Annotated in this window: 15 protein-coding genes; 8 read left to right on the forward strand and 7 right to left on the reverse strand. The window is 68.2% G+C overall.

Translation table 11 applies throughout. The features are described 5' to 3' along the window. From ACFWPK_RS09725 to ACFWPK_RS09740, 4 genes are read left to right on the forward strand one after another with little or no spacing between them, the layout of a single operon-like run. The gene (locus ACFWPK_RS09725) at positions 1-1,536 is read left to right on the forward strand and encodes a serine/threonine-protein kinase (RefSeq protein WP_378914190.1); all 1,536 of its coding nucleotides are present in this window, start codon (positions 1-3) and stop codon (positions 1,534-1,536) included. Then, positions 1,523-2,968 (forward strand): serine/threonine-protein kinase, encoded by a 1,446-nt coding sequence (locus tag ACFWPK_RS09730; RefSeq protein WP_378914191.1) that lies wholly within the window; start codon positions 1,523-1,525, stop codon positions 2,966-2,968. The genes ACFWPK_RS09725 and ACFWPK_RS09730 overlap by 14 nt, the downstream gene beginning before the upstream one ends. Positions 2,969-3,001: 33 nt before the next feature. Next, entirely contained in the window at positions 3,002-4,204 is a 1,203-nt protein-coding gene (locus ACFWPK_RS09735) for a hypothetical protein (protein WP_378914192.1), read from the forward strand. Beyond that, the gene (locus ACFWPK_RS09740; protein WP_378914193.1) at positions 4,197-5,669 is read left to right on the forward strand and encodes a serine/threonine-protein kinase; all 1,473 of its coding nucleotides are present in this window, start codon (positions 4,197-4,199) and stop codon (positions 5,667-5,669) included. Before ACFWPK_RS09735 ends, ACFWPK_RS09740 begins: the two co-directional genes overlap by 8 nt. A 10-nt stretch (positions 5,670-5,679) precedes the next feature. Here ACFWPK_RS09740 and ACFWPK_RS09745 read toward each other — a convergent pair whose 3' ends face one another. From ACFWPK_RS09745 to ACFWPK_RS09760, 4 genes are all read right to left on the reverse strand, one after another. Then, positions 5,680-7,320 carry a LuxR C-terminal-related transcriptional regulator gene (locus ACFWPK_RS09745; RefSeq protein ID WP_378914194.1) on the reverse strand — a complete coding sequence of 547 codons (1,641 nt, stop codon included), beginning with the start codon at positions 7,318-7,320 and terminating at the stop codon, positions 5,680-5,682. A gap of 5 nt (positions 7,321-7,325) precedes the next feature. Further along, positions 7,326-8,438, reverse strand: a complete 1,113-nt coding sequence (locus ACFWPK_RS09750; protein ID WP_378914195.1) for a flavin-containing monooxygenase — start codon at positions 8,436-8,438, stop codon at positions 7,326-7,328. A 91-nt stretch (positions 8,439-8,529) separates the two neighbouring features. Next, the gene (locus ACFWPK_RS09755) at positions 8,530-9,003 is read right to left on the reverse strand and encodes a hypothetical protein (RefSeq protein WP_378914196.1); all 474 of its coding nucleotides are present in this window, start codon (positions 9,001-9,003) and stop codon (positions 8,530-8,532) included. A gap of 188 nt (positions 9,004-9,191) precedes the next feature. Beyond that, a complete protein-coding gene (locus tag ACFWPK_RS09760; RefSeq protein ID WP_378914197.1) occupies positions 9,192-9,857 on the reverse strand; it encodes a TetR/AcrR family transcriptional regulator in 666 nt (221 codons plus the stop codon). Between the two features lie 63 nt (positions 9,858-9,920). Between ACFWPK_RS09760 and ACFWPK_RS09765 the strand changes: the two genes are divergently transcribed. From ACFWPK_RS09765 to ACFWPK_RS09775, 3 genes are all read left to right on the forward strand, one after another. Further along, a complete protein-coding gene (locus tag ACFWPK_RS09765; RefSeq protein WP_378914198.1) occupies positions 9,921-10,223 on the forward strand; it encodes a hypothetical protein in 303 nt (100 codons plus the stop codon). 215 nt (positions 10,224-10,438) lie between these two features. Continuing rightward, positions 10,439-10,615, forward strand: a complete 177-nt coding sequence (locus ACFWPK_RS09770; RefSeq protein WP_378914199.1) for a hypothetical protein — start codon at positions 10,439-10,441, stop codon at positions 10,613-10,615. A 114-nt stretch (positions 10,616-10,729) separates the two neighbouring features. Continuing rightward, entirely contained in the window at positions 10,730-11,356 is a 627-nt protein-coding gene (locus tag ACFWPK_RS09775) for a TetR/AcrR family transcriptional regulator (protein WP_378914200.1), read from the forward strand. A gap of 16 nt (positions 11,357-11,372) precedes the next feature. On the opposite strand, the gene ACFWPK_RS09780 is transcribed toward ACFWPK_RS09775, so the two are convergent. The 3 genes from ACFWPK_RS09780 to ACFWPK_RS09790 form a co-directional block, all read right to left on the reverse strand. Next, positions 11,373-12,437, reverse strand: a complete 1,065-nt coding sequence (locus ACFWPK_RS09780) for a lipocalin-like domain-containing protein (protein ID WP_378914201.1) — start codon at positions 12,435-12,437, stop codon at positions 11,373-11,375. Between the two features lie 17 nt (positions 12,438-12,454). Beyond that, positions 12,455-13,744, reverse strand: coding sequence for an oxygenase MpaB family protein (locus ACFWPK_RS09785; protein WP_378914202.1), 1,290 nt, complete (start codon positions 13,742-13,744; stop codon positions 12,455-12,457). A 94-nt stretch (positions 13,745-13,838) separates the two neighbouring features. Further along, a complete protein-coding gene (locus tag ACFWPK_RS09790) occupies positions 13,839-15,641 on the reverse strand; it encodes a multicopper oxidase family protein (RefSeq protein ID WP_378914203.1) in 1,803 nt (600 codons plus the stop codon). A gap of 238 nt (positions 15,642-15,879) precedes the next feature. Between ACFWPK_RS09790 and ACFWPK_RS09795 the strand changes: the two genes are divergently transcribed. Next, the gene (locus ACFWPK_RS09795) at positions 15,880-17,508 is read left to right on the forward strand and encodes an FAD-dependent monooxygenase (RefSeq protein ID WP_378914204.1); all 1,629 of its coding nucleotides are present in this window, start codon (positions 15,880-15,882) and stop codon (positions 17,506-17,508) included. The last annotated feature ends 69 nt before the right edge of the window (positions 17,509-17,577 follow it).

The raw sequence follows: 17,577 nt of genomic DNA on the forward strand, positions 1-17,577 counted from the left end.
ATGACCGAAACCCTTTCCCCGGGAACAGTTTTCGCCGGATACCGGATCGAGCGGGTGCTCGGCACCGGCGGCATGGGCACGGTGTATGTGGCCGTGCATCCGCGGCTGCCCCGCCGCGACGCGATCAAGGTGCTGCCCGAGAATGCCGGTGCGGGCGAGGAATTCCGGGCACGTTTCCTGCGCGAGGCCGAACTGACCGCCCGGCTCGATCATCCGAATATCGTCGCGGTGTACGACCGCGGGGTGCGAGACGGCCAGCTGTGGATCGCGATGGAGTTCGTGGACGGGACCGACGTGGCCGCGCTGCTGCGCCGCGAGTCGCCGATCCCGCCGCCGCGGGCCGTACACATCGTCACCGAGACCGCGCGGGGACTGGACGAGGCACACCGCCACGGCCTCCTGCACCGCGACGTGAAACCGGCCAATATCCTGCTCGAACCGGTCGAGGACGGACCGGATCGGGTCCTGGTCGCCGATTTCGGCATCGCCAGGGCCGCCGGTGACGGCACCGCGCTGACCGCGGTCGGAACGGTCGTGGCGACACTCGCCTACGCGGCACCGGAACTGCTGACCGAGCAGCGCGTGGATCATCGCGCCGATGTCTACGCACTGGGCTGCACCCTGTTCGAACTGCTCACCGGCACGAAACCGTTCCCCCGCGACTCGGTGGTCGCGGTGATGCAGGCGCATCTGATGGTGCCACCGCCGCGGGCCACCGCTGTCCGGCCGGAGCTGCCACCCGAGATCGACGCGGTACTGGCCCGTGCGCTGGCGAAGAACCCGGACGAGCGCTATTCGTCGTGCGGTGCGCTGGCCGCGGCGACCGCGAGCGCCTTCGGTGTCGCCGCGGATCACACGGTGGTCGCGGCCGCACCGCCTGCGCCGCCGCCCACCACGGCTGGACCAGCACGGCCCGTACCGAGCAAGGCACCGCGGCAACCGAATTCACGGGTTCGGTACGCCGCCGTGGCCGCGGCCATCGTCACGCTGGTCGTAACACTCGCCGCCGCTGTGGTGATCATCGGCAGCCCCGACGATTCGACTGCGAGCCCCGCCACACCGACCAGCAGTGCCGGGGTGACCTGGGGCCGTTACGCCTTCATCATCGATGCGTTGCCCGGGCTGCTGCCCGCCACCCCGACCCGAACCGGGCATCAGGGCCTTCGATGCGCCGCCATCGCCGAGGGCTCCGGAGCGCCGGCCGACCTGGAACTGATGCCCGACAAAGTCGCCCGCATCGGGTGCACCGGCAACGCCGACCCTGTCCGCGATGTCGACGTGCGTTGTTCGACGAACCGGCACCCCATCATCCTCGTGGACGAACCCGGTGTCGTGGTTCTCGGTGACCAGAAGTGGGAACGCGCTACCGGGCGCGGCCGGGTGACGTGGTCGACGATGGCCGTGTCCACCGGCGACATCGGCGTGGTCGGTATCGGATTCGACGAACCGACCCGAAACTTTTGCATGGTCGTCGTGATCGGCGCGAAAACGGGCCAGGAACTCTACGACCGGTGGTGGGCAGATGCTCCGTTCTGAGGACGAGTTCGCCGGGTACGTGATCGAACGGCGGCTGGGCGCCGGTGGCATGGGCGAGGTGTATCTCGCCCGCCATCCCCGGCTCCCCCGCCACGACGCGCTGAAGATCCTGTCCGACCGGCATGCAGGCGACGCGGAGTTCCGCATGCGGTTCCTGCGTGAAGCCGAAGTCGCTGTGCGGCTGCAACATCCGAATGTGGTCGCGGTCCGCGATCGCGGTGAGCAGGACGGCCGCCTGTGGATCGCGATGCAGTACGTCGACGGCGGCGATGTCGCCGAGCTGATCGGGCACGACACAGCGATACCGATCGAGCGGGCGCTGCGCATCGTGACCGAGTCAGCGAACGGTCTCGACGAGATCCACCGGGTCGGCCTGCAGCATCGCGATGTGAAGCCCGCGAACCTGCTGCTCACCACGGAACCGGGGCAACCGGATCGAGTGCTGGTCACCGACTTCGGGATCGCTCGCACCGCCGAGGGTGACGGAACCCTGTCCGAAGGTGCGGGATTCACCGCGACGCTGGCCTACGCCGCGCCCGAGCTGATCAACGGCGACCCGGTGGATCATCGCGCCGATGTGTACTCACTGGGGTGCACGCTCTATCAGCTGCTCACCGGGACGGTCCCGTACCCGCGGAGTAGCCCCGCGGCGGTGATGTACGCGCACCTGTCCGACGATCCACCGCGACCTTCCGTCGAAAACACCCGGGTACCAGTCGAATTGGACGCGGTCATCGCCACCGCGCTGGCCAAGGACCCGGCGCAGCGCTACCAGAGCTGCGGTGAGCTGGCCGCCGCCGCGCGCGCAGCCTGGGCACCGAAGGCCACGCCGAAGCCGCGCCGACTGCTGCTGACCGGCGTGGCGATCGCGGCGATTGTGGCTGTGGCGGTGGCGATTTCGCTCACCGTGGGGTTCTCCGGTGACGAGCCCGGATCCGCTGCTCCCTCCAGGGTCGCCACGAATTCCGACGCGTGGGGCGCGGCCGCCCTGGCCGCGGAGGCCGTGCCGAACCTGCTGCCGGTCGCACCGGGTGCCGTCGGCTACCAGGACGTCAACAGCTGCTTGCACATCGACCAGGACGGCAATGCCCTCGCGCTCGATCAGCAGGTCGCCGTCGGCGGTCTCGTCTGCCTCGGCGACCGGAACCCGGTCGAATCGCTCTCGGTCGTCTGCCGGGAGGATCGCACCCAGATTCCCCCGTGGACCGCGAATCTGACGGTGGAGGGCGAGGAACTGTGGATGCGCGACGGTGCTAGCGGGAAGGTGCGATGGGGAACCATCACCGCCGACGACGGCTCACCGATCGGCAGGCTCGACGTGATGTTCGACGGGCCCGACCGTCAGTTCTGCAAGCTGCGCGTCTCCGGAAGCACCTCAGGTTCGGTGCTGTGGGAACGCTGGTGGCCGGATGCGCCACTGGGACGGGGGTAGTCGATGTTCTCACGCGGAGAACGAATCCGAACGATGGTCGTTGTGGCCGCGGCGCTGACGGTGCTGTGCGGGTGCGTGCGCCCCGGCGAACCGGTACCGCAACCACTCGACCTGGCCACCCTGGATGTGGGTTCGAACAGTGTCGACCCGCTGACGCCGCCGACCACCAGCACCGACAAGTACGGCAGGGTGCTGGAATCGGTGCGCATGGGCGAAGCGGCACTCGATCCGGTGGAGGTCGATCCGACGCTGACCAACGGTGTCGCCAACCGGACCGCGCCGTTGCCGACGCCCTTGAAAGCGGCGGGGATTCTGGCCGAGCCGGTCCGCAAGGTGCTCGAATCCCAGGATATGCTCGCCGGATTCGCGGTCAGTGGCAGCGATGTCAACTTTCGTGGCAGAGCACCGGAGGTCGGCGTCGCCCGTTTGCTGACCGTGTTGCTGCTGCGCTTTCCGGACGATACGAAGGCGCGGCTGGCGGCCAGGCAGATGAACGCCACCGATGCCGCGGTAACTCCCGACAATGTCTCGGTGCGGATCGCGGAGTACCCGGGGGCGTTCGCGCACTGGCGTCCGACCGTGCCGACCATGGCGGCCACCCTCGCGCACGGATCGTTCGTCGTGAGCGTGCTGGCCGCGCACACCAGCCCGGACCAGGTCGCGCTGACCGGCATGGTGCGCAAGGCCTTCGATGTCCAGCTGCCCCGGCTGCGCGATTTCCAGCCGACTCCGCCGGACCGGTTCGCCGACCTGCCGCTGGACCGGGACGGCATGGTCGCGCGGCTGCTTCCCTTCGGCGCCGGGCACTGGTCGACGCCGACGGTGATCGCCGCCGACACCGACGCCAACGCCGGATGGTCGTCGTCGATCGCGATCAGCGGCGTCGTGTTCGGTCCACGGGCCACGCGGTTGATGAAGCACTTCGGTTTTCGGGACCCGATCGAAGTCGTCGCCGTGAACGGCAACAATCTGGTCGAACGGTTTCCCGACGCGGTCAGCGCGCGCCGGGTCTTCACCGAAGAGCGGCGGGCAGCCGATCCCACCACCCTGATCGACACACCGGCCGGGGTGCCGGATGTCTACTGCAACAAGCTCGATCAGCACCCGGCATCGCCCTCCCAGGTCTACTGCCATGTCCTCTACGGCAGGTACACCGCCTCGATCGTCGGCCGGAATCCGGCGCATGCCGAGCGTCAGGCCGCTGCCCAGTACGCGCTGCTGGTGCGCAGTGAATAGCCGTCCGCTGCCGCCGGGCACGATCTTCGCGGGGTACCGGATCGAGCGGGTACTCGGCGTCGGCGGCATGGGCACCGTCTACGTCGCCGCCCATCCCCGACTGCCGCGCCGCGACGCGGTGAAGGTGCTGTCGGCGGAATTCGGTGCCGACCCCGAGTTCCGGGCGCGCTTCGGTCGCGAGGCCGAACTCGCCGCGCGACTTGACCATCCGAACATCATCGGCGTCTACGACCGCGGCATCGAGCACGGTCAGCTGTGGATCGCGATGCGCTTCATCGACGGCCCCGATGCTGCCACCCTGTTGCGCGAGCGCGCACTCACACCGCACCGCGTCGCGCATCTGGTCACCGGTGTGGCTCGCGGACTCGATCACGCGCATCGGGCCGGGATGCTGCACCGCGATGTCAAACCGGCCAATATCCTGGTCGAATCCATTCCGGGACAACCGGACAGGGTCGCGGTCACCGATTTCGGCATCGCCAAGGCCGCGGCCGCGACGACGCTGACCCAGGCCGGAACCATTCTGGCCACCGTCGCCTACGCGGCGCCCGAGCAGCTCACCGGCGGGGCGATCGATCACCGTGCCGATGTCTACGCGCTGGGCTGCACCCTCTACGAATTGCTGACCGGCGCCAAACCGTTCCCGCGGACGAGCGTCGACGCCGTGATCGCGGCACACCTGCACGACCCGCCGCCCCGCCCGAGCGCGATGGCCGGGGAGCTGCCGCGCCGGATCGATGACGTGATCGCCCGTGCACTGGCCAAAGATCCGCAGCGGCGCTATGCCAGCTGCGGTGAGTTGGCCGCCGATGCGGCCCGCGCACTCGGCGTCGCCGCGGACCAGGTGCCCGTGGTCGGGCCTCGCCCGGCACGTCGCCGCAACACCGGCATCGCGCTGGGTGTGGTGGCGGCGGCGATCGCCGTGATCGTCACGAGTGTGGTTGTGCTGAAACATGATTCGACCGAGCAGAGCACGGCCGGGTCGACGTCGACGCCGTCGGCCGACCCGAATTCCTGGGCGGCACACCAGTGGGTGGTCGACGCGTTCGCCGGTCTCCTGCCGAAAACACAGGCGGACAGCGGCTATCAGGGCCTGCGCTGCAGTGCGGTCGACGGCAGCCAACGTCCGATCGATGCGCGCCAGACCCGCGAATCGTTGAACTCACTGGCCTGCAACGGTGACCAGAACCCGGTGTTCCGCCTGGTGATCGTCTGCGGAACCGACGAACCGGCGGATGAATTCGTCTCCACCGCCGGCTCGGTCCTCGTCGGCGAGGAGAACTGGCAGCGGCCGAGCGGCAGCGGGCATGCCCGCTGGAACGACAAGGAAGGGGTGGCCGGGCCGACGGGCGAGATCCTGCTCGAGTTCGAGGGCAGCACCCGGGACAAGTGCGTTATCGGAGTCTCGGGCGGTACCTCGGGCCAGGACCTCTACGACCGCTGGTGGCGAGACGCGCCCGTCTGAGCTCCGCCGTCTACCCCAGCTGGTGCTCGTAGGCGAAGGCGGCGGCCGCGGTCCGTGAGGTCACGTCGATCTTCACGAAGATGTTGGACAGGTGCCGGGCAATCGTCTTCTCGCTGAGGAACAGAGCGGTCGCGATCTCGTGGTTGGTCTTGCCGACGGCGACCAGGCGCAGTACCTCGACTTCCCTGGCACTCAGTCCGCGGGGTAGCGGAGCCGGCGCCGGCGCGGCGATCTCCCGGCAGGCGGGGCGGGCACCGAGAGTCGTCATGGTGCGACGCGCTGTGTCCAGTTCACCTGCGGCCGAGTCATCGTCGCCGAGGGCTCGCAACGCCCGGCCGAGCAGTGCCGCGCAACGCGCGCCCTCGTACGGAGCGTCGAGGGTGTGCCACAGCCGGGCCGCCCGGCGCAGGTCGGGAATGGCCTCGGCGGGGCGATCACCCACGAGGGCGACGTGGCCTGCGGCGTAGCCGGCCATGGCGAGCAGGGCTTCGCAACCGAATGCGGCGGCGAGGGTGGACAATTCGGCGCTGATCTCGGCCGCGCGATCGAAGTTCCCGGCGGCCACCGTGATTTCCACGGCCGCGGGCAGCAGCTGGCTGCGGTGCACCGGATCACGGGGCTCGGCCAGCAACCGGTCCATGGCGGCCACGGCCGCCGAGGTGCGTCCCCTGGCCAGCCACAGCAGCGCCAGCTCCGGTTGCGGTTCGTACCCGTAGCCGATCGCCTCGTCGTAGGCGGATTGCGCGCCGTCGAAGTCACCGCGAATGTGGAGCACCTTCCCCCGCTCGGCCGACGCGAATCCCGCTGCCGACGTGGTTCCCGCGGCGACGTATCGGCGGATGGCCCGGGAGAACTCCTCGATGGCCTCGTCGAAGGCGCCGTTGAGTCGCATGATCTGGCCGCGGTGTACCGCGCATTGGCCGGTGAACGGAACCAAACCGGGTTGGGCATCGCACCAGTTCGTCAGCGCGACCGTCCATTCCGCGGCCCGGCCGAAGTCCGAGACCTCCTGACAGCCCTCGATCATCGTGCAGTAGATCTGACCGGCGAAGATCGGTGACACGGCGCCGACCGCGATGCCGACCATCGCTTCGTCGAACAGGGCGAGCCCCTGCCGCACATCACCGGCGTACAGCGAGATCCGGCCCTGGGCCGACAGTCCCATCGCGATCAGGTCGGGATCGTCGAAACGATGTCCGTAGTCGACGATCTCGACGGCCCGCTGGTACGCGGCCGAGAACTCGGCCGCGAAAACGTCCTTCATCATCTCGTGGATCAGCAGGTAACCACGTTCCACCACGTCCTCGGGAATGTCGGCGAGCAGGCGCTGTCCCCGGGCCACCCATCCACCGCCCACCGCGGTTTCCCCGTTGCCGATGAGCACCAGAGCCAGCCAGAACGAGCACCGCACAGCGGCCGGGGTATCACCCGCGGTCACATTCAGCTGATAGGCCCGCTGCAACGCTTGGATGCAATCGTTGTCGCGGCCGGTCAGGTACGCGGCGGTGGCGAGGCGGGCGAAGTCGTCGGCCTCCAGGGCCGCGTCGTCGAGCTCCGCGGGTCCCAGGCCCGACAGACTCTCGTACGCCACCACCCATTCACGACGTTCGTAGGCTTTGCGGGCCCGAAGCAAGATGTCGACCACACCCATGCACATCACCTATCAGTGAGCGTACGCGTCGCTCTCGTGTTCGTTCGCGCCGCGATCCTGCGTGCGATGTACTGGGCATCTCGACCGACACCGGGCCACAGCATGGAGCTGAACGCGTATTGGAAGCTGAGCCCGCAGAAGAACAGGCCGGGAGCCTCGTCCACCACGCCGCGGTACTCGCGCGGCCAGCCGTCCTCGCCGATCACCGGAACCTGGATCCAGTCGAAGACCTGCTCGAAGCCTGTGCACCAGACGATGTTGCGCACGTCGAGCACGGTGCCGTCGGCCAGCACCGGTAGACCGTCGACCACCCCGGTGACCCGGGAGGTCTCGCGCCGCACCTGCCGCGCGGCCAGGTCCGCGCGCTTGACCCGAAGCATCGGACCGCCGTGGAACCGGATCTCGCGCATTGCCTTTCGCCCGATCGGTGTTCGTCGGGTGATTACATGCCTGGCCAGGAAGACCAGGACCGGGATGGCCAAGCGCGTCGAGCGGGACTCGAGCCGGATCGGCATCTGGCCGCAGTCACGACCGCTGAGGATCGTCGGCTGAACCGCAGCAACCTCGTAGGCGATGTCGGTGCCCGAGTGCGAGGCACCCACCACCAGCACCGTTCCCGGTTGCAGCTGACTCGGGCGCCGGTATCGGCTCGAGTGCAGTTGCCGGATGCCCGGGTCGAGGTCGGCCGCGAAATCCGGCACGAACGGGGTGCGCCCGAAGGTTCCGGTGGCGACGACGACGTTGTCACAGGTGATGGTGTCGTCGCCGACGCGGGCCGCGTATCCCCCGCCCGTGCGCGCGGTCAATCGATCGACCCGCGTACTCATCCGCACCGGCAGGTCCCAATGCAAGGCGTAGGTTTCGAGATACTCGGCTACCGCGTCCTTGCCCGGATAGCTCCACCGGTCCTCGTCGGGAAAAGGCAATCCGGGTAGCGAATCGTATTTCGCCGGTGTGTAGAGACGCAGCGTGTCCCATTGCCGGCGCCAGTTGTCACCGACTCGCTCGTTCCCGTCGACGATCAGGACGGGTCGTCCGCTCCGCCGCAGATGAAATCCGCAGGAAAGACCGGCCTGACCGGCTCCGATGATCAGCGTTTCGATGTGTTGAGTAGTCATGGACCAACGCTAGGAGCCCCTCGGCCACGCCCGCGTCGGACAAATCACCCATTAGCTCAACGGTGCGTGGGTAGCCTGGCGTACTCGGCGATCACCTCGGCGGTGTGGCATCGGGCTCGCCGTCCGGCTTCGTGTCGGCAGACCCGATTCTGCGCGGCATCACCCTCGGCCGCGCACGCCTGGGCGAACCATCCGCATTGGCACGTTTCCGGCGTGACGCACCGAGGTCGATGACATTGCGTTCATGTTCGGCGTCCCCGTCGGCCTGCGGCGCCGTGTGCATCAGCCACGCACCGGTTTCACCCTGCAATTCCGCGCGAGTCACCGGTCGGGTCGGCGCCGGATCGTCGACCTCCTCCGACATCCACGGCTGATGCCGAGCTTCGCCGGCCTCCTCGCGACCTCGCCGCGGCGGCCTCGGCAGCCGAACAACGTTCGACGCCCCACCCTCGGCCGCACCGGAACCACCCTCGGCGGCCTTGATCGCTTCCCACTTCCGACGCAGCCGTTCCACCGCGTCGTAGTGACCTCCACCAGGCCCCGTCCCGGCTTCCCGATCCGACATCGAACTAACCGCGGACAGGGGTCGCGACGTGCATCAATCCCACAGCAGCCAACACCCCAAACTTCGTCTCAGGTCTATCGTTCACCTTCACATTCTGCATCAAGCCCCTATCGGCCGTCGTCGACCCATCCCAAAGGTCTCGGCAGTGCCCCGCCCAGATCTCGAGAAACGACGATTTCTCCGGCGATTTACAAGGATGGCGGATCTGTCAGGAGCGCGCGGGTCCATGCGTCGACGATCCAGTCCCGGAAGCGCTCTGCCGTCCAACCGCGTTCGCCGACGAGCAGTACCCAGTATTCGGTCGCGTTCATACTCCACAGGATGTCGGCGACCTCGTCGTCGGACAGATCATCGCGCAACTGTCCCGTACTACGCAGGTCGGCCGCGAACTCACGCATGTTGTTCGCGCGCCGATCGCCGATCTCGGCCCAGATGCGAGCGCATGACGCGTCGGTCAGCGCGGCATCGCGCAGGGCAAGGAAGATCGGCGCGAGCCGCTGCTGGATCGCGGCCAGCGCGTCGCCGTAGATCGCGATCTTGTCCTCGGCCCGCCTCGCCGCGCCGATCGCGCGAACGTACTCGCGCTGCTGGGCCGGGATCGCTTGGTCGGTGCCGGAGAGCGCGGTCTCGACGAGTTCCCGGAGCAGCACCGGCTTGCGACCGATGGATGCGTAGACGGTGTCGACGGAAACGCCCGCGCCCGTGGCGATCTCGCTCACGGTGGTGGCGACGTATCCGTTCTGAACGAACAACCGCCGCGCGGCGTCGAGGATCGCGTGACGCGTATCCGCCGCCTGCGCGGCGCGCCGTGGGGCGTTGTATCGACGCTTGCCGACCTTGACGTTCTCGTTCATCACGCCTACCCTACCGAATATTGATCCGAATATGCCTCGGATCAATTCAGAAGGGATCCGGCCATGGTCTACGCCTACGTTCAAGATGTCCCTATCGGTGAGGAGCTCTACCAGCGGATCATCGAGGAACTCGGATCGGAGCCGCTCGATGGTTCGCTCCTGCATCTGTGCGTACGCCGCGCCGACGGCGGGCTGCGCTACATCGATGTCTGGGAATCGGAGGCACACTGCGCTCGCGCCTTCGAAGAACGCATCCACCCCGCCGTCGACACCGCGTTCGCCGGTCAACGCCCCGGCGAGCCGGTGGTAGAACACCTGGATGTCGTGCACGCGACCGGCACACTCATCGCCGGGCAGGGCACCTGATGCGCCGTTCGGGCAATGCGGTGCGATGGTTCGTCGCCTGTTCGGCACTCGGCATGTCGGCCGCGTGCGGAAGCTCGTCGGGATCCTCTGCCGAAGTACCGGCCTCAGCGACGGTCCAGCCGACCAGCACCGCATGCGGCGAGGTCGACCAGATCAAGAATGCCCTGTCCGGATTCGACGTCACCCGAGTCTCGATAACCGGCCAATGCACTACCGTGAACATCGAGACGAACCTGGCCGACGATTCATCCGGCGCGGAGACCGCACACCGAATCTGTACTGCGGCAGCAACTGTCGCCTACACAAATGATGTCAACAGTGTCGTCGTTGTTTCCACCGACGGGGCCGAACTCGCGGTCGGCATCGAAGGAGCACGCTGCATCGGAGATTGATCACCGCGCAGGCTCCCACCTCGGACTGAACCGCATCACTATCCATACCTTTTGGTAGGTTCAACTGTACGGCTGAGTACGGTATGCCGCCCGTGACGCCGAGAGGAGACGACCATGACCGAAGAGCCCGGGAACGCCCGGCCGACGGCGCCGGTGTCCAAACGCAAAGCGGCGGCCGCGCGCGGTGGGGCGCGCAGGCTCGGCGTCGAGGACTGGACCGACGGGGCACTGGCGGTGCTGCTGCGCGACGGCGTCGCCGCCATCACCATCGCCAAGGTCTGCGATGAGCTCGGCGTCACCAAAGGTAGCTTCTACTGGCATTTCGACGGTATCGATCAGCTGCTCGAGACCACCGCGCAGTTCTGGTGCGCCGATCACAACGACGCGGCGCGCGGGTTCAAGGACCTCGACGAACTGCCGGTGCAGGAGCGCTTGGCCCGGATGGGCGCCTTGCTCACCGGGGAGCGGGTCTGGCAGGTCGAGCTCGCGGTCCGCGACTGGGCGCGCACGAACGCCAAGGTGGCCGAGGCGGTGAAGGCGCTGGACCAGCGGATCTTCCACACCCTGTCCAAGACTCTGATCGAGCTGGGATTCTCCGCGGAGCAGGCGGAGATGCGCGCCGGGCTGATGTGCTTCGCCGGGATCGGCTTCGTGCACGGGAACCAGAACCTGCCCGTGCCGACCGAGGATCAGCGCCGCGAGTTCTTCCGGTTCATCACCAGCACCGAGCCGCCGGCGTGATCAGCCGACGTGCGGGTCAGGTCAGCGCCACCAGTTCGTGCAGTGTTGTCCCGCTGCGCCGCTCGGCAGCACCGTCGGTGTGTACGGTCAGCTCGAAGGACGACTCGAACCGGAAGTAGCCCGGGTGCCCGACCAGCCGGTGCACCAGGGGCTTGACCGGGCGGGAACGCACCACCGGTAGATCATCGAGCAGGTCGTGGGCGTGGATCACCCGCTCGACGTCCAGTCGCAGTTCGAGCTTGCCCGGCACCTGCAGTTCGACCCATTCGGGGTAGGTCCGGCCCGCGGTGGTGTCGAAGCGCGCGGGTCCTTCGGTGAGAACGGTCTCGCCGGTGGACAGCACGATGTCGGCGTGGTGGGCGAGCATGAGCGGGCTGATCTCGTGTCCGCCCCGGCGCTGCTGGGTCAGTACCGAGGCGAACAGCAGCGAGTAGTCCTCGACGTACAGCCTGCCCCAGTGCCAGCGCTCGATGATCTTCTTCATGTCGCCGACACCCCAGTTGTGGTCGTGATACCCACGTCCGGTGACCTCGTGTCGCACGCCGTCGACCTCGATCGCACCGGTCACCCTGGCACGCGGCGCGGCGACCATCCAGCCGAAGGAATCCGTACTGCCGAAACGGGTTTCACCCTTGCCCGGCATCCAGCTGGGGACCTCGTTGTGGAACCGCAGGTCGAAGACGAGACCGTCCTCGGCCATCCGCAGGTGATGGGTCGGCAGGCCGCCGTCGCGGAACTCGGTGTGCGCGGTGTTCTCACCGACGCGCACATCGCAGGCCTCGGGCGAGAACGAGGTCGCCGAGTGCGGGTAGCGCCGCGATACCTGGCGGCGGGTGCCGTCGGGGGCGTAGACCATCATCTCCACCCACGGCCGGGCGAAGGGCAGGTCCTCGGGTCGACGTTTGGTCAGGAAGCCGATCACCACGTGGCCGGTGTCGAGGTGCGCGTCGAAATACCAGTGTTCGAAGGCGAGTTTGCTCGGTGAGGGATGTAATCCGTTGTGGTGCGGCAGAACCGGTGTCAGTTCGCCGTCGCGGCGTCCCGGACCGTTCCACACTTCGACGATGTCTGCGGTAGTCATGGCTGCTTTCGGTGGGTTCATCGGCGCAGGGCACCGCTGGCGTCGAAGGCCGCTTCGCGACCTCGCATCTGGGCGCGATACCAGTTCTCTCGATGCGCGAGCATCAGCTTCTCGTGCGCCCGCGCGAACGGCGGGCAGATCCGGCGCACGATCTCCATCGCGGTGATCAGCGGAAAGCGCAGGACCGGGATGAGGATCCAGGGGAACGCGGGCGGCATGGTGTAGCGCCGGCGGGTGCCGGGGGCCATGTACATCGCGGAGTACACGGAATTGATCCGGTAGTTGTACTTCTCGCGCAATCGGGCAAGGCCACGGTGGCCGTCACGCGGGGCGAAGGCCGCCGGATACGACTCGATCAGTTCCGTCCCGTGCTGTCCGGCGTCGTAGGACCGCGAGGCGATGGTCATCGCCAGGACCCGCAGTCCGTCGAGGACCGTCTCCGGATACCAGCGCAGCCGCACGCCGAGCAGGTGGCCCATGTACTTCTGGAAGTGCAGCAGCGCACGGATTTCCGACGGCGTCGTCTGATAGCCCAGCGCCCACAGGCCGAGGCCGGGCGTCACGCTGCCTGCCAGCAGGGTCAGCATCTGGTAGGTCTGGCTGATCGGCAGCCCCCAGCGTTCGTTGTCCCATTCGGGGTGGCCTGCGACCTTCGCGCGCACCGAGACATGCATGACCCGCACCTTCAGCGCGGTGGCCCGGCCCGCCGAACCGGGGGTGAGCAGCGCGTCGGTGGCGGAGACGTCGATCCAGAAGCGGGTGGTCTCCAGGAACCGGCGCAGGGCGCTGTCGCCCGCGTAGCCGCCGGCCAGCGACAGCGGCGTCGCGACCGCGGCCTCGGTGTACATCTCGAGCGTTTCGGCGCCGGCGAAACTGAACAGCATCGTGCCCCAGCGCCGCCAGATCGCGGCGCCCTGCTCGACCAGTTCGGGCACCACCCAGTCGGGCACCGTCTCGAACTCGGCGAACAACGCGCGCATGGATTCCGGGGCGTCCGGCACCGCGTCGATACCCTCGGCGAGTGCTGTGTCCAGCATCCGGCGCCCGGCTTTCGCCCCGATCTCGCCGTGCATCACCTCGGCGACGAACCGTTCCGCGACCGGGTCACCGGTGAACAGGTCCTCGCACAGCGCGCTCGCCTGCTCGTCGCTGGGGAACAGCCGCTGCCTGGTCACGGTCGTGAAGACGCGCTCGAGCCTGCGCACCAGCGGGGTGTCGCGCGCTTCCCAATAGCGAAAGGCGGTGGGGCACTTCACCGGCGGCCCGGAGCGGATGTGCTCGCGCTGATCTTCGACGGCATCGACCACTGCCGGCCTCCTGATGTGACATCGACTCGCTGACTGCGATCGGTTTCGACCATACTCTGTCGAACATTCTTCCGTACCCAAAAGTACGGAACTGTCACGGCACGAGGCGGTACTTCAGCATCATGTCGTGGTCCTCGTGGTCGAGCAGGTGACAGTGCCACACGTATCCGCGCAGGTCGTCGTGCTGATGACCGGCGTGGTCGGGCACGCGGTGACCGGTATGGGTGTCCGCGCCCGCGCGTTCGGTCGCGTTTCGGCGCGGGAACGGTGCGTCCGGGTCGAAGCCCAGTTCCGCCGCGGTCGGGAACCGCACGATGATGCTGGTGACGGTGCCGCCGTCGACTCGCACGATGTCCTTGTGGCCGGCTTCCCACGCCCGCGGCGCCACCATCGGACCCGCCAGGAATCCCTCCGCCGACGGCGCCCATTTCTGCCCGATGGGCGGCTGGGGATGGGCCAGCTGATAGTCGACGGTGCGCAGCGGAGTCCGGCCGAGAATGCGAAAGGTGACCAGGTGCAGGTGGATCGGGTGCGGATCGGGCGTGATGTTGATGATGTTCCACTGCTCGACGGCGCCCTGGCGCGGCATCTCGATATCGGGACTGCTGAAGGTGAGGTTGTTCAGCGACATGATCGCGGGCGGTACGCGCAGCTCGTAGGGCTGGCTGACGGTGACATTGCGGATCACGGTCGGTGTTTCGAGCGGCGGCAGCGGCGGCGGCAGCCCGGCCCCGCCGCGCAACCGCGCAGGCACGCCGCCGGCGAAGCCCGGCCGGTCCTGCACCCGGAACTGGCAGAACCGCGGCATCGCGACCTCGCCGAGGATCGCGGCCTGGAAGACCGGCGCCTCGTCGTTGCACAGTTCCACGGTCTCGCCCGGGGCCAGGTCGGCGAAGTCGACCAGCAGGTCCACCCGTTCACCCGGCGACAACCGCAGCTCGTGGGTGGCGACGGGCGCATCGAGCAGGCCGTGGTCGTTGCCGATCACCCAGAACCGCATCCGGTTGCCGAAGAACAGATTCCATACGCTGAACGACGCCGCGTTGAGCACGCGGAAGCGGTAGAGGCCACGCGCGACCGGAAGATACGGCCAGATCTTGCCGTTGACCAGGCCGATGTCGCCGACGGCGCCACCTTCCCAGCCGCCTTCGGGCACCACCGGTGTGGACCGGACCGACTGGTGCCCGCCCGCGGTGAACAGCTTCTCCTGCAGGACCAGCGGCACCTCGAACTCCCCGGCGGGCAGACCGAGCGGGTTGCCGGGTCCGCCGGTGTCGGAATCGTCGCGGAGCAGCAGCATTCCGGCCAGGCCTGCGTAGACGTTCACACGGGTGATGCCCATGGCGTGGTCGTGATACCAGAGGTGGCCGGTGTCCTGCGCCAGCGGGAAGTCGTGGTCGATGTCGCCGCCGGGATAGACGAGCTGCTCCGGGTGCCCGTCGCTGTCGGGTGGCGTCACCCCGCCGTGCAGGTGCAGCGATGACGGCGGTGCGGTGCGGAAGCTCTCGTCGACGCCGTGCAGGCTGGTGTCCATGTCGGCGGCGAGGGGGTGGGTGGTCATCCTGTTCGCGAAGCGCAGGCGCAGCGGCGTGCCCGCCGGATGCTCGATGGTCGGGCCCAGGTAGCTCATCCCGTTGTAGCCAAGCGACGGCGATTCCGGCAGATCACGGTGGAACCGGTGGGTCGTGGTCTCGGCGACGAGTTCGAGCCGGTCACCGCGCACCACGGGCAAGCGCGGCATCTCGTCGACGAACGGCTCGACCGCCGGGGAATGGAACAGCAGCGGACTGCGCACTCCCAGTGGGGCCGCGCCGGCCTGCGTCTCCCACAGCACCGCGCCGAGCAGACCCGCTCCGGCCGCACGCAGGAACCGACGACGTTCGATCGGATGTTCCATGTCGAGCCCTTCCCGGGCTGCAACGTCGCAGGCACCGCGGCAGCGACCATACCACCGAGTACAGTAGCCAGTACTTCGATGGATGGCACCTGGTGCAAGCTTGCAGGACATGCCGATATCGACTGCGCGCGAGGAGGACCCCCGCGACCCGTTCGTCCGAGGGGTTCCGCGGGTCGGCGCCGGGCGTACGATCAGCGGACAACATGAGGCGGGGGCTTCCAGCGCGAGGTGATGTCGCATGTTCGATACCGATGTTCTGATCGTCGGCGCAGGTCCGGTGGGTTCGGCCGCCGCCGTGGAGCTGGTCCGGCGCGGCGTGCGATGCCGGATCATCGACGCGCTGCCCGATCCGCCGCAGTACGCGAAAGCGGTCGGCATCCAGCCCCGCACGCTGGAACTGTTCGAGGCGATGGGCATCCTGCGGGAGGTCCTCGACGCCGCGATCCTGCTGCGCGGTCAGATCGTGTACATCAACGGCGCCGAGGCGGGCCGAATGGATCTGACGCTGCCACCCGAGATTCCGTTCGGGTTCCTCGGACTCCCCCAGTACGAGACCGAGCGGATCCTGCGCAGGCACCTGGAGTCGCTGGGCACGCGCATCGAGCGCGGCGTCCGGCTCGTCGGGTTCACTCAGGACGCGGACGGCGTCGATGCCGTGCTCGACGGACCCGAGGGCGAACACACGGTGCGGGCACGGTATCTGGTGGGCTGCGACGGCGCGCACAGCACCGTCCGCAAGACGCTGGGCCTGACATTCGAGGGCGCGGCCTTCACCGAGCAGTACATGCTCGGCGATGTCGAACTGGACTGGTCACAGCCGCACGGCTACAACGTGCGGTCGATGCATCAGACGAACGGTGTCACCGACGACGTGCTGGTGTGCATCCCGCTGCCCGGCCGCCACCGCTACCGGGTGTCGATGCGGGTTCCCGCGGAACTCGAGATCGACACCTCCGTCGGCGGCGACAAGGTCGAGCACGGGCTCGGCACCGGGCCCGGCCCGCGATTGGCCGATATCCAGGCGGTGCTCGACCGGCTCGCGCCCGAACCGGTGACCGCCTCGCAGGTGCGCTGGTCCTCGGTCTTCCGGATCAGCCATCGCATCGTCGACTCCTACGGGCGTGGACGGGTTTTCGTCGCGGGCGATGCCGCCCATATCCACCCACCCACGGGCGCCCAGGGCATGAACACCGGCATCCAGGACGCCGCCAACCTCGCGTGGAAGCTCGCGTTGGCCGTTGCGGAGGTGGCCGCGCCGGGGTTGCTGGCGAGCTATGACGCCGAACGCAGGCCCGTCGGTACGGAGGTGGTCGGGCGCACCGTCCGCGACGCCCGCGAAGGGATCGGCGCCGGAGAATCGGACCCCGAACGTGTCCTGCTCCGCGAGGCGCAACTCCTGATCGACTACCGCGACAGCCCCATCGTCACCGAATCCCCCACCGGCGCACCGTCTCCCACCGCGGGTAGCCGCGCTCCCGACGCGATCGGGCTGACCAGGGACGGCGTGACCTCCCCTTTCCGTCTCTTCCCCCTCCTCACGGGCACCGGCCATACTCTGCTCCGGTACGTCGACAACACCTGCGACACAGCCACTCTCACCGATCTGGAACGCCACGTCGGCCTGCTCCGGCAGCTGACCGGCGACCACCTCGACACCTACCTCGTCGCAGGCCCGGGGGCCACCGTCGACCCCACGGCCCTCCCGGTCATCCGTGACAGCGACGGCGACTTCGCCCGGCGGTACCACTGCGCCGACGGCGCGGCCTACGTCGTCCGCCCCGACGGCTACCTCGGCTACGCCGCCTCCCCCGCCTCCCCCGACGACCTCCTCCGCCATTTCGAGTCGACCTTCGCCCCACGGAAATGAGCGGAAGAACCGCCATCGGCGCAGGCCACCGATCGGCCCATCGCGGGACCTCGGCGCAGGTCGGTAAGT

Source organism: Nocardia sp. NPDC058519 (assembly GCF_042719755.1).
Lineage (GTDB): Bacteria > Actinomycetota > Actinomycetes > Mycobacteriales > Mycobacteriaceae > Nocardia.